This window comes from Citrobacter sedlakii NBRC 105722, assembly GCF_000759835.1.
Taxonomy (GTDB): domain Bacteria; phylum Pseudomonadota; class Gammaproteobacteria; order Enterobacterales; family Enterobacteriaceae; genus Citrobacter_A; species Citrobacter_A sedlakii.
Map to the genome: position 1 here is coordinate 157429 of NZ_BBNB01000001.1, position 12658 is coordinate 170086.

14 protein-coding genes are annotated in these 12658 nt (G+C 51.6%); 8 read left to right on the plus strand and 6 right to left on the minus strand.

The window, feature by feature from the left end:
• Positions 1 to 85 precede the first annotated feature (85 nt).
• From CSE01S_RS00790 to CSE01S_RS00800, 3 genes are all read left to right on the plus strand, one after another.
• Positions 86 to 613, plus strand: a complete 528-nt coding sequence (locus CSE01S_RS00790) for a GNAT family N-acetyltransferase (protein WP_042282968.1) — start codon at positions 86 to 88, stop codon at positions 611 to 613.
• 106 nt (positions 614 to 719) lie between these two features.
• A complete protein-coding gene (locus CSE01S_RS00795) occupies positions 720 to 2171 on the plus strand; it encodes a tagaturonate reductase (RefSeq protein WP_042282971.1) in 1452 nt (483 codons plus the stop codon).
• A 211-nt stretch (positions 2172 to 2382) separates the two neighbouring features.
• The gene (locus CSE01S_RS00800) at positions 2383 to 3297 is read left to right on the plus strand and encodes a bestrophin family protein (RefSeq protein ID WP_042282973.1); all 915 of its coding nucleotides are present in this window, start codon (positions 2383 to 2385) and stop codon (positions 3295 to 3297) included.
• Positions 3298 to 3341: 44 nt separating this feature from the next.
• Here the strand turns inward: CSE01S_RS00800 and tam are convergent, their stop codons facing one another.
• Both tam and CSE01S_RS00810 read right to left on the minus strand, forming a co-directional pair.
• Complete coding sequence (tam, locus tag CSE01S_RS00805; RefSeq protein WP_042282976.1) at positions 3342 to 4100, minus strand: trans-aconitate 2-methyltransferase; 759 nt, start codon at positions 4098 to 4100, stop codon at positions 3342 to 3344.
• A 158-nt stretch (positions 4101 to 4258) separates the two neighbouring features.
• The gene (locus CSE01S_RS00810; protein ID WP_042282979.1) at positions 4259 to 4990 is read right to left on the minus strand and encodes a GNAT family N-acetyltransferase; all 732 of its coding nucleotides are present in this window, start codon (positions 4988 to 4990) and stop codon (positions 4259 to 4261) included.
• Between the two features lie 108 nt (positions 4991 to 5098).
• Between CSE01S_RS00810 and pdxR the strand changes: the two genes are divergently transcribed.
• The gene (pdxR, locus tag CSE01S_RS00815; RefSeq protein ID WP_042282981.1) at positions 5099 to 6562 is read left to right on the plus strand and encodes a MocR-like pyridoxine biosynthesis transcription factor PdxR; all 1464 of its coding nucleotides are present in this window, start codon (positions 5099 to 5101) and stop codon (positions 6560 to 6562) included.
• A 456-nt stretch (positions 6563 to 7018) separates the two neighbouring features.
• On the opposite strand, the gene CSE01S_RS00820 is transcribed toward pdxR, so the two are convergent.
• The gene (locus CSE01S_RS00820) at positions 7019 to 7333 is read right to left on the minus strand and encodes a hypothetical protein (protein ID WP_042282983.1); all 315 of its coding nucleotides are present in this window, start codon (positions 7331 to 7333) and stop codon (positions 7019 to 7021) included.
• Entirely contained in the window at positions 7320 to 7652 is a 333-nt protein-coding gene (locus tag CSE01S_RS00825) for a type II toxin-antitoxin system RelE/ParE family toxin (RefSeq protein ID WP_042282985.1), read from the minus strand. The genes CSE01S_RS00820 and CSE01S_RS00825 overlap by 14 nt, the downstream gene beginning before the upstream one ends.
• Positions 7653 to 7912: 260 nt before the next feature.
• Between CSE01S_RS00825 and CSE01S_RS00830 the strand changes: the two genes are divergently transcribed.
• Positions 7913 to 9274 (plus strand): glycoside hydrolase family 10-like protein, encoded by a 1362-nt coding sequence (locus tag CSE01S_RS00830; protein WP_042282987.1) that lies wholly within the window; start codon positions 7913 to 7915, stop codon positions 9272 to 9274.
• A gap of 4 nt (positions 9275 to 9278) precedes the next feature.
• Here CSE01S_RS00830 and CSE01S_RS00835 read toward each other — a convergent pair whose 3' ends face one another.
• Both CSE01S_RS00835 and CSE01S_RS00840 read right to left on the minus strand, forming a co-directional pair.
• On the minus strand, positions 9279 to 10016 hold the full coding sequence (locus CSE01S_RS00835; protein ID WP_042282988.1) for a MerR family transcriptional regulator: 738 nt from the start codon (positions 10014 to 10016) through the stop codon (positions 9279 to 9281).
• Positions 10017 to 10165: 149 nt separating this feature from the next.
• Complete coding sequence (locus CSE01S_RS00840; RefSeq protein ID WP_042282990.1) at positions 10166 to 11383, minus strand: diguanylate phosphodiesterase; 1218 nt, start codon at positions 11381 to 11383, stop codon at positions 10166 to 10168.
• A 344-nt stretch (positions 11384 to 11727) separates the two neighbouring features.
• Here CSE01S_RS00840 and ycgZ point away from each other — a divergent pair, with 344 nt between their 5' ends.
• From ycgZ to CSE01S_RS00855, 3 genes are read left to right on the plus strand one after another with little or no spacing between them, the layout of a single operon-like run.
• Positions 11728 to 11967, plus strand: coding sequence for a regulatory protein YcgZ (ycgZ, locus tag CSE01S_RS00845; protein WP_042282993.1), 240 nt, complete (start codon positions 11728 to 11730; stop codon positions 11965 to 11967).
• 51 nt (positions 11968 to 12018) lie between these two features.
• Entirely contained in the window at positions 12019 to 12324 is a 306-nt protein-coding gene (locus tag CSE01S_RS00850) for a hypothetical protein (protein WP_042282994.1), read from the plus strand.
• Between the two features lie 46 nt (positions 12325 to 12370).
• Positions 12371 to 12637 carry a biofilm development regulator YmgB/AriR family protein gene (locus tag CSE01S_RS00855; RefSeq protein WP_042282997.1) on the plus strand — a complete coding sequence of 89 codons (267 nt, stop codon included), beginning with the start codon at positions 12371 to 12373 and terminating at the stop codon, positions 12635 to 12637.
• Positions 12638 to 12658: the final 21 nt, after the last annotated feature.

A 12658-nucleotide genomic window follows, 5' to 3' on the forward strand; every position in this document is an offset into this window, starting at 1 on the left:
GACGTCATAACAAACTGCTATGACCGGCATGTTGTGTTATCACAATGTTAAGTGCATGGTATCAAGGTCTACTCAAGGAGCCCTTATGATGCCATTACCCCCCTGTATGTTATTGAGCGCTGAGACACTTCTCGCGCGACAGGATGAACTCAGTGATCTTCTGACTGACTGCGTCAATCGCGGCGCGTCGGTCAGTTTTCTTTCCCCTTTCGATCGTCAAAAAGCGAATGTTTTCTGGAACGATGTCGCCCAAAGCGTGGGCAGAGGCGAGCGACAGGTTCTCGTTATTGAAAATCAGCAGGGCGTGATTGTCGGCACCGTGCAGCTCATTACCCGGCAACCCGAAAACCAGCCTCACCGGGCGGATGTCGCTAAACTGCTCGTTCACTCTTCGGCGCGGCGGCAGGGACTGGCCCGCCATCTGATGCAGGCGCTTGAAACGTGCGCACGGGAACAGCGTAAAACACAACTGGTGCTGGACACCGCCACCGGTAGCGACGCCGAGTTGTTCTACCACTCGTGCGGGTGGCAAAAAGCGGGTGTGATACCTGATTATGCGCTGATGCCTGATGGAACGCTGACCGGCACCACAGTTTTCTACAAAGCGCTTTGATTTATCGCTATCACTTGATCAAAACGGGGTTTTACTGGCGTAAAGTTTTGCTAACCTGTTCTACCAATTTAATCATGTTGTATGACTAATCGAAAGGGAACCCATTGTGAAAACTCTAAACCGTAGCGATTTTCCCGGTGCCCACTATCCTGAACGCATCATTCAGTTTGGTGAAGGTAACTTTCTGCGCGCCTTTGTTGACTGGCAGATCGATCTGCTCAATGAACATACCGATCTGAACGCCGGTGTGGTGATTGTACGTCCCATCGACAGCGCTTTCCCGCCATCGCTCAGCACGCAGGATGGGCTTTATACAACAATCATTCGCGGCTTGAATGAGCAGGGCGAGGCCGTCAGCGATGCGCGTTTGATTCGTTCAGTGAACCGTGAGATCAGTGTTTATGGTGAGTACGATGCGTTCCTGAAGCTGGCGCACAACCCGGACATGCGTTTTGTCTTCTCTAACACCACCGAAGCGGGCATCAGCTACCATGCGGGCGATAAGTTCGATGATGCTCCGGCGGTGAGCTATCCGGCGAAGCTGACGCGCCTGTTGTTTGAGCGCTTTAGTCATTTCAACGGCGCGCAGGATAAAGGCTGGATTATTATTCCTTGTGAGTTGATCGACTATAACGGCGACGCGCTGCGTGAACTGGTGCTGCGCTATGCGCAGGAATGGTCACTGCCGGCGGCCTTTGTTACCTGGCTGGATGAGGCTAATGTGTTTTGCTCGACGCTGGTGGACCGTATTGTGACGGGTTACCCACGAGATGAAGTGGCACAACTGGAAGCTGAACTGGGTTATCACGATGGCTTCCTGGATACCGCCGAGCATTTCTACCTGTTTGTTATCCAGGGACCGAAGACCCTGGCTTCCGAGCTACGCCTCGACAAATACCCGCTGAATGTTTTAATCGTCGATGATATCAAGCCTTATAAAGAGCGTAAGGTAGCCATTCTGAACGGCGCGCACACCGCGCTGGTTCCGGTCGCGTTCCAGGCGGGTCTGGATACGGTCGGCGAGGCGATGAATGATAGCGACATCTGCGCTTTTGTGGAAAAGGCTGTCTATCAGGAAATCATTCCTGTGCTTGATTTGCCGCGTGATGAACTGGAATCGTTCGCCAGCGCGGTCACCGGACGTTTCCGTAACCCGTACATTAAGCATCAGTTACTGTCGATCGCTCTGAACGGCATGACGAAATTCCGCACCCGTATTCTTCCGCAACTGCTGGCAGGGCAGAGGGCCAACGGTAAATTACCGGCGCGTTTGACGTTTGCTTTAGCCGCGCTGATTGCCTTCTACCGCGGGGAACGTAGCGGTGAAGCGTATCCGGTGCAGGATGACGCGCACTGGATCACCCGTTTCCAGCAGCTCTGGAGCCAGCATGGCGATCGCCAACTGAGTACGCAGCAACTGGTTAGCGCCGTTCTGGCCGCAGAGGAACACTGGGAGCAGGACCTGACCAATGTCCCAGGACTGGTGGCGCAGGTGACCAGCGATCTCGACAACATCCTGAGCAAAGGCATGCGCGAAGCGGTAAAACCGCTATGCTAAAATGAATGTGCGATAAGATTGACCCGGCGAAGGCCGGGTTTATTGTTTATGATCATTAGTTACAACATACAATCTATTTTTATACCCGTCGATCTGTGACTCCTGAGTCGTTAACAATCTGACAGATATAACATGGCCCGTTTCAAGAAAGTTGTAAGTTTGATCCAGATCACGTTTAATAACGGGATTCGCTTCTTTTCTGAAAACCGTCATGATTGTTCGTCCTCAACAGCATTGGCTACGCCTGATATTCGTCTGGCATGGCTCCGTTTTAGCTAAAATCTCTTCTCGTTTACTGCTGAATTTCCTGCTTTCCATCGCTGTTATCATCATGCTTCCGTGGTACACCATGCTCGGTATCAAGTTCACGCTTGCGCCGTTCAGCATCCTTGGTGTGGCCATCGCGATATTTTTAGGGTTTCGCAACAACGCCTGCTACGCACGTTACGTCGAAGCGAGACAACTGTGGGGACAGTTAATGATTGCCTCACGGTCGCTGTTGCGGGAAGTCAAAACCACACTCCCGGACGACACGCAGTCTGGAGAATTTGTTCGCCTGCAAATTGCCTTTGCCCATTGTTTGCGCATGACGCTGCGGCGAAAACCGCAGGCCGAACCTCTGGCGAAATACCTCAACGCGGAAGATCTGAAACAGGTCTTCGCCGCACACTCTCCGGCAAACCGCATTCTGCTGCTGATGGGGGAGTGGCTGGCTGTTCGTCGGCGCGACGGACGTTTGTCTGATATATTATTTCACAGTTTAAACAATCGGTTAAACGATATGTCAGCGGTGCTGGCAGGATGCGAGAGAATCGCCAATACGCCGGTGCCATTTGCGTATACGTTGATCCTGCATCGCACGGTGTACCTGTTTTGCATCATGCTGCCGTTTGCGCTGGTTGTTGACCTGCATTACATGACGCCGTTTATCTCGGTACTGATCTCCTATACCTTTATCTCCCTGGATGCGCTGGCGGAAGAACTGGAAGATCCGTTCGGTACGGAAAACAACGACTTGCCGCTTGATGCTATCTGTAATGCCATCGAGATCGATCTGCTTCAAATGAACAATGAAACAGCCATTCCCGCGAAGCACGTTCCGGACAAGCACTATCAACTGACATAACCTTCCTGGCTGTATCGTTGTTAAACGCGGCGCGCGCTCGATCGTTATGTCAGGCGACGGGCGACCATGAACAGTCGTGGGAATGCCAGCAGTATCTGCCCATCTTCCTGAAGCGGGTACTGCTCCTGTAACAGCGCGTGATAGCGGGCAAGATAGCGTTTTTGCGCTGGCTCATTAAGATCCTGTAACCAGGGCCGCAGCCCGGTCGCACTGACCCAGTCGATTATCGCCTGATGGGATGGCATTTGGTGGTAGTAGGTTGTGCGCCAGATATCCACCTCGCAACCGGCTTCGCTTAGGATATCGTAATAAGCGTGAACGCCAGGAAGCGGCTCGCGTCCGCGGTTGGGATAATTTTGCTCATAAGCCACTTCGCGCATCAGAACATGCGACGGCTCCAGCGTATTATCGGGCATTTGTACGGCCAGGACGCCATGTGAATTAAGCAAAGAAACGAGGCGGGGGAACAGCGTGTAGTGATCGTCGATCCACTGAAGCGAAGCGTTGGCATACAGCACATCAGGCGCTGTGGCAGCATGAAAGTCGCGAATATCGGCTTCGATAAACTGACAATCCGGCAACGCTTTTCGCGCTTCGTTCAGCATCGATGGTGAGCTATCCACGCCAACGATCGCGGCATCTGGCCAGCGATGGCGGAGTAGAGCGGTGCTATTGCCCGGTCCACATCCCAAATCGACAACTGACTGGACGTGCTCATGCGTTACTCTCGTCAACAGCTCTGCCGCAGGCCGCGAACGTTCGGCGCCATATTGCATATAGAGCGAAGGATTCCAGTCGGACATTGGCAGTCTCCTGTAGATGAGATGAGTGATTGATGTTTGTTCCTATACTTAAACCCTGGACCTTTATCTGAAATTGTCAGCCCTTCATTCTGTAATTTTATACGCTTGTTAAAAATAATCGGCGTTAAGATGACAGAAAGAGATGATCTGAAAAATTTTCAGACGCTATCCCTGGCGCGTGCCTCATTAATAAGCTGGCTGAGCTTTTCCCGCTGGCACCCATTTTCATCGAAACTGGTGGGTGCCAGCCACTTTTCATAGGCAACGCGCAGCGCAGGGTATTCGCTGTCAATGACTGAGTACCAGGCAGTATCACGGTTACGTCCGTGGTAAACCAACGCCTGCCGGAAAATACCTTCAAACCGGAAGCCAAAACGCTCCGCAGCCGCCCGGGACGGGGCATTCAGCGAGTCACATTTCCACTCAAAACGACGGTAGCCGAGGTCCTTAAACACGTGGCGCAAAAAAAGCGCCATCACCTCGGTAGAAATGCGCGTGCGCTGCATGTGTCGTGAATACGTCACGCTGCCTATCTCAATTACACCGTTGCAAGCGTCAATCCGCATAAGGGCAACCGTACCCACCGCCTTGCCACTGGTGTAATCAATCACGGCGTAATGCATCGGATCCGTCTTTTTTTCAATATTCAGCAAATAATCGCGATAAGAATCAAACGTTTCAAAAGGCCCTGAAGGAAGATAGGTCCAGTCACGCCAGTCAGGCGCTTCGCGATAGGCCGCATAAAGCTCTGCCGCATGGCGGGCGGTGTTGATACGCTCAAGTCGGCAGTAGCGTCCTTCAAGGCGTCTTTCGTCAGGGAAAATGGCACCTTTCCAACCCGTAAGCTCCACGCCTACCGGTTGATTAAAAGTATTTAGTCTCTGTGTCATGACTATTGTCTGCTCCTCAACCAATAAATGTTACCGTCGCGGGATCATGACGTTCTTGTGGTACTCTTGAAAGGTCCACAAGATCTATTTTTTACAGGTCCACGATACATGTTTGATATTACCGAGCCCCTGAAGCCAGATGCCATCAGCCCGGACGGCAGGCCGGTATCCCTGCAGAAGCAACTGACCGAACGTATACAGCAGGCGATACTGAGCGGTTACTTGCCTGCAGACACCAGGCTGATGTCCTCCCGCGCGCTGGCGAAAGAGCTCGGCATATCGCGAAACACCGTGGTGAATGTCTATGAGCACCTTGCGGCTGAAGGGTATATTCTGGCTGACAGGCAGGGCACGCGCGTGGCGCCTGTATCCGGCCTGGCCAGTAAGGCCACTGCACCAATGCAATCCAGACCCGGTACCGTTCAGCTTGCTACCCGTCTGACTCCCTTTATCACTAATCCATTGCAACCGGAGTCTGATGCGTTGCTATCTCCCGGTATGCCCGCGATAAAAGAATTTCCGATTACTGTCTGGCGTCGCGCCATCGAGCGGGCAAACCGGCAGTTTATGCCTCGCATGCTGGGTTATGGCGCTCCAACGGGCGAGTACGCCTTGCGTGACGCTATAGCGACGCATCTTCATGTTGCGCGAGGAGTCCGCTGCGATCCGCACCGGATCGTCATTACAGAAGGTGCCAGGCAGGCGCTGGAACTCTGCGTGACCCTGCTCACAGATCCGGGAGACACGGTCTGGATGGAGGAACCTGGCTACCGGGGCGCTAAAGCGGCATTTTCTGCAGGTAATCTGCACATGGAGATGATGAAGGTGGATGGGGAAGGGGTATGTATACCGGAGGATGCCTGGCAGAACCGTGTGCCAAAACTTATCTACCTTACACCTGCTCATCAATATCCCACCGGCGCCGTCTTATCTGTTTCACGAAGGCTGTCGCTGATTACACAAGCTGCCAGGAAGGACGCCTGGCTGATTGAAGATGACTATGACGGCGACTTCAGGCACTCCGGTGGCCCAATTGCCAGCATGCAGGGCCTTACGGAAGACGCACCCGTGTTTTATATCGGCTCGTTCAGTAAGACAATGTTTCCGTCGCTGAAGCTCGGTTATGTGGTATTTCCGGCGAACGTGATGAAGCAGGCCAGCATGGTGCTGAATGAAATTATGCGGAGTGGTCAGCAGCTTCAGCAACTTGCCCTGGCAGACTTTATGAAAAGTGGTGAGTTTGGTCGTCACCTGGGCCGTATGCGCCGACTTTACCGTGAGCGTCAGCGGATCTTGCGGCAGGCCCTGACAGAACATTTTTCACCGGAACAAGTGCTTGGCGGGAAATCAGGTATGCATCTGACGCTTTTGCTTGCACCTGGCTCCGACGATAAGAAAATTGTCTCACTCGCACGTCAGCATGGCATTGGCGTTCAGGCCTTTTCTTCATACAGCGTCAGCAACGATGCCGCCGCAGGGTTGGTTATTGGCTATGGAAATACGCCAGCGGAGGTTATCCCAGAGGCTGTTAGTGTGCTGGCAGCCCTAAGCAGACAGGAACGTCTCTTCTGAACGTCCTGAAGCGAAAAGTATCTACGAGAAATTTCTTTCATGATGAATATCCCGGCGTCATGTATAGCCACAGAAACTCCTCATCAGGAAAAGTGAGTTATCGACCTGGTCGGATAAAATGACCCACATATAGACGCTAGTATTGAGCTAACAAAACCTTGGTGCGCATAATGTATATTATGTTAAATCAATCGGAACCTGTTAAAAGACGTGTTAACGCGCTTGGATTGGTGCATGTTAAAAAAAACTCTACACATGTATTACTACATTGCTTTGTGATGTATAGCACTGCGCAAGAGGTAATGACATTGCAACCCGTTTGATCCCTTCCCTGTCGTGACGCTGCGCGAATTCTGCAGATTTGCCCCCGTTATCCTGCACAGGATTTCACGCAGCACACCGCGCAGGCGTAAAAAAACCGGCCATTGTGACCGGTTCGTTGCGTCGCGTTTCGACTCAGTGGATTTTCCCCTGGGCCGCAGCTTTCTCTGACTGACGTTCGGCTGCTCTGACAACGGCCATAAACGCTTTAACACCCGGATCCACATCAGGCGACAACATGCGCATAATTGATTTGGAATTCCTGCCGACCTCGTCAGAAATCGCAGGATAACCGCACGTGACCTTAATCAGCGTGCGCAGCATACCTTTGGCGACTTCGATTTCACCGGACAGTATTAATTCGTGTATCTCCTGGATAATCTGAACACGCGACCCGATGTCCTCTTTAAGCAGGTTTTCCCACATTTTTTCGATGTCATGCGCGGCCATGTTTTTTACTCCTCAGATAGTCAGCGCGGTATTTTTCGGCGGCGTCCAGATCGTTATTTTGCCGATCCTTGAAACCGGCACACAGTAAAATGACAATTTCGTCGCCGTCCTGCATCAGATACACACGCAAACCGGCGCCCCAGTTTATCCTGTATTCACCGATACCCGGTCGGCCAGATAACCATTTCACTGACGATGTGTTCCCGCTCCGTAATCGCTCAACCGCCGTAAAAACTTTTGGAATTGCGGCGCGGTTTTTAGCCAGCCATTTTTCAAGTGGGCTGACGTCGTGCTCGTCCGTGTAATACTTGATATCCATTGATACCCCTCCGTATTTGATTGATGGTAACGAATTCGTTACCACATGACAAGAGGGTAAAAAAAGCCCATGCGCTAACACGGGCAGAAAAGCAATGGCAATGATAATGGCTATACAACAAATACCGTTAAAGAACTTTTAAGATCCCGTCAAAGCCTCGTTCCCGCCTCACCTACCAAATCATTCGCGCCGTTATCTTGACTTACCCTCGAATCAGACCACAATAATTTCACTTTCGCGCTAACCGGCAACGGACGTATATGGATATCAGTTCTCCTCGTTTTCTTCCTTTATTTCGTATCAGGACTTACACGGCTGCAATCGCGTCGGCGCTTCTGCTGGCTAGCTGCTCTTCTACACCACCCGCCTCGCTGGTAACGCCGCCATCAGCAACGCCTGCTTCGCCCGTGAAACAACAAAAGTTGAACGAACCCGTTCGCGGCGTCTGGCTGGCGACGGTTTCCCGTCTCGACTGGCCTCCCGTCGCGTCAGTCACTGTCAGCGACGCCCGTTCGCGTATCGCCATGCAGCAAAAAGCGCTAACCGATAAGCTCGATAATTTACAGCGGCTCGGCATCAATACCGTATTTTTTCAGGTAAAACCTGACGGTACCGCGCTTTGGCCCTCAGCGATATTGCCCTGGTCAGACATGCTTACCGGAAAAATTGGCCAGGACCCCGGTTACGATCCGCTGCAGTTTATGCTTGACGAAGCGCATAAGCGTGGGATGCGGGTTCACGCATGGTTCAATCCTTATCGCGTCTCGGTTAATACCCGACCTTCTACGGTTGCCGAACTGAACCGCACCGTGTCACTGCAGCCCGCCAGCGTTTTTGTCCTTCACCGTGACTGGATCCGTACAGCGGGCGACCGCTATGTTCTTGACCCGGGGATCCCGGAGGTTCGCGACTGGATAACCAGTATTGTGGCGGAGGTCGTGAAAAAATACCCGGTTGATGGCGTTCAGTTCGACGACTATTTCTATGCTGAATCACCGGGATCTGCGCTTAATGACAGCGTGACCTTCAGGCGCTACGGTGAAGGGTTTCATACCAAAGCCGACTGGCGACGGCACAATACGCAGCAGTTAATTGAACAGGTGTCGCGCACCCTCCGACACATTAACCCGGACGTAGAATTTGGAGTGAGTCCGGCAGGGGTCTGGCGTAACCGCTCACACGATCCCGCCGGTTCAGACACCCGGGGCGCCGCGGCGTATGATGAGTCTTACGCGGACACGCGCCGTTGGGTGCAGCAAGGTTTGCTGGACTACATCGCGCCGCAGCTGTACTGGCCCTTCTCTCGCGACGCCGCGCGCTATGATGTGCTCGCCAAATGGTGGGCGGATGTGGTGAAGCCTACGAAAACCCGACTTTATATTGGCGTGGCGTTGTATAAGGTGGGCGAACCCTCGCGTAACGAGCCGGACTGGACGGTAAACGGCGGCGTGCCGGAACTGAAAAAACAGCTCGACCTGAACGACTCGGTTCCGCAAATCAACGGCACAATACTGTTCAGGGAAAACAACCTTAATCAGCCGCAAACGCAGCAGGCCGTTCATTATTTACGACAGCGTTGGGCAAACCTGAGTGGTCACCCGTCAAATAAAGAAAAGATGTAGCGATTCAGGACGGCGATGAATGCAGGGCAATGCTATACCCCTGCTCTCGCCAGCTCGCCAGTTGTTCTTGCTGGCGCGTGGTGGGCGCTTTCCCAATCCAGACAAAAATATCCTGACCGGGGAACATTTCCGGGCGCGGCGATTCCAGCGGCTCCGGCAGCACGTGAATATTCCAGCCCTGCTGCGACAAACGCCAGCCTTCCAGCCAAAGACGTGTCCGGTCTTCACACTCCCATGACAGCAGATAAGCCTCTTTATCAGCCTGAGCGCGTAACGCATTCAGGCGCGTGATCGCATAGTCGATCAGCACCCCATCCAGCAGACTGCCCATAACGCGTGCGGTAGCCTGCTCAAGATTAAGTCGTTGACGCATCGGAACAAAAATATGATCGATCACATCATCAACCGGATAGCTGGCGCCCAGTTCATCAATGCGTACGCGCAGTTTGTCGGGACTGACACGACGCAGCGTGACCATCATCTCTTCCTGAAGCGATAACCAGCCGTCGTGTTGCGCAGTCTGGCTGCCTTCAATCAGCGCTTTAACCTTACTCACCGGCACGCCGCTTTTGATCCAGCGTTTAATCTCTTCGATACGTCTGATGTCATCTTCGTCGAACTGACGGTGACCGCCTTCGCTGCGCTGAGGTTTTAATAATCCATAGCGTCTTTGCCAGGCACGCAACGTAACCGGGTTGATTCCGCATCGTTCGGCCACATCACCAATACTGTAAAAAGCCATAGCATCCCTCTTACTGCAAAGCTGTACTACCATGTATAAGTTAACCAAACCCCCTGCGCTGTACAAATCAAATTTTCCTGTACAAGCAGGGATTTGTGAATTTATTCCCAATTCTCAGTAAGATGGAACAACAATTTTTTAACCTGGCATTAAAGATCGGCAGCCCTTTCCGGCCATGCAATCGGCGAGACACCTCCTAAAGATGGACGGGCGAACAGATAGCCCTGGAACTGACTGATACCGGCTGATTCCAGCCACATCCACTCTTCCGCCTTTTCGACGCCAACCGCAGAAATCGCTATTTCCAGCGACGAGCAGCATTTGACGATCGCTTGTACAATGGCCTGCCGGGGCCCGCTTTTGTGGACATCCATAATGAGCTCCCGGTTAATTTTTATGCGATCCGGCTGGAACTGCGACAGCAATAACAAGCCCGCAGACCCGGCGCCAAAGTGGTCAATCGCCACGCTAATTCCGGCACTTTTGAGTAGTCTGACAGAGGCGGTAAATTGCTCAAGCCCCGAGATCACTTCGCGTTCTGTGAATTCAACCGTCACTTGTTCCGGCACCAGGCCGGAACGCTCAATGGCGTCCAGCAACGTTTGTACCGCGTGGGGAATATTGACCAGCGTCATAGGCAACACATTCACCGACAGTGAATATCGCTGCAAATTCAGCCTGCCCGCCAGCGCAAAGGCCTGTGTTTTACTGTGCAGATCCGCTTCGTAAAGTGCCGTCCCGGTAAGCCCGGCGAAATAACGTTCTGGCCCCTGTCCGTCTGGCGTTCGCAGCAAGGCTTCCAGCGCGACAATCTCCCGGGCGAAAGGATCGATTAATGGTTGAAAGGCAAAGCAACATTCTGCGTGGGTATCTTCTTGCACACTCTTTTCCCTGCTTACACCTTCGGCAATAAATTCCCAGGTATTTGCCGGTGGAATGGCAAAATAATTTTCCTTTTCGGTCGCTTCTATAAAAGTGCGAAAGAATTTCAGCGGTCGGTCGTTAAACGCCAATTGATACCGGGTGGTACCTTTATCGAGTACGTGTTGCAAAACGTCATTTTTGGCAAATTCGCGCAGGTCGAAAAGCTCCATTCCCACTTTACCAAAGCGGCGTGACGGCCCATAGTCACGCAATAACTCTACCAGATTATGATGCCTCTCATCGTTGATGATGTGTTGATAGATCTGCTGAACGCCCTCCTCTGGCCCTTCAAGCAGTTGAAAAAAATGTTTTCCGTTAAACAACAGGATCCCGGTGACGTTGGCCTGTTCGTTTTTTACCTTTGCTGCTGCCACCATTTTTTCAAGAGAGATTAGAGAAAAAGTGTCGCAAATATGACTACGGTAGATAACCGTTGTGAGCATGATGAGTCCAGATATACAGGAGGGAACATAAATACCCTACCAGAACCGTGCCTTCCCGTCTCCAGAAAACTCACTTTACGCTAACAATATGTTCACAAAGGAAAATGTTACATTCCTGTTGTCTATATATTGGCATAATTTACCCGATTCCCGCCTAAAAATGTTGTACAGCTATTGATAGCTTAAATTGTAAATTATTGATTTTAATTTATTGATTTTAAACAATTAGCACAAAAAGCTAAAAATTAGTATGCTATTTTGTACGCATTCTATGTACACATTTTCTATATTTGTATAACTTAAATTACAACTTTGTAGATTATTGAAACAAATGGGAGTCACACATGCATCACAACATCAACATGTCCGATTCAGCGAATGCGATTGCCCAGTACTTCAATAAAGCTAGCCTGCCGACTCAGCAGGAAACCCTGGGTCAACTTGTGGTGGAAATCCTCACCGACGGCAAGAGCCTGAACAGGAAGTCGCTTTGTACTAAATTGCTGAGCCGCCTTGAAAAAGCGAATAGCGAAGCGGAGGAACACCACTATCACACGCTGATTGGTCTGCTGTTTGATCGTTAGTGGAGGTTAACGCCAACGCCAGTGTCAGCGTTGGCAACCAGAGATGCGGTTATGAACAGAAGTGAAGAATATGAACGACTGACGGATGAAATCATCGGTGAAGCGGTATTAACGCTGCTGAAAAGCCATGGTCCCATTAGCACCCAGGCACTGATCGTGACGCTGGGAAATATGAAGGCCAACGCGGGAGACAGTAAACGACAAGAGGCCATACAAAGCGTCATTACTGAAGTCACCGCCATGGCGGCCAGAAAGCGTCAACGCGCGCGCCGACCAGATTCACATGCAGGACGACGGGGCAACGTGCTTGAGCTGTTTGGCAGTCGCCAGTCAGACAGCACAAAAAAAATGCACTAACCAACGCCATTTTACAACTTAACGGTGAAAGCACATGAGACAAGCGATGCTTAAGCAGACCGATTTTTACGCAGTTCTTCCAGATACAGCAATGTCCGAATTTTTCCGCAACGCAGGCGCCCGTCTTGCCGAGGAGTCAGCGGTACTGGCGACCGCTATCAGCAGCATTATGGCTTCTGATGGGCATATCACCAATAAAGCGATTATTTTATGGCTGGTCCAGGCACTGGAAACTACGGACAGCGTGGTACAGGCTGATGTGTTACGGAAAACATTGGAAATTGTCGTTGGCTACACCATGGATGATATTTAAGGTTTACCCTCTGTCTTTCTG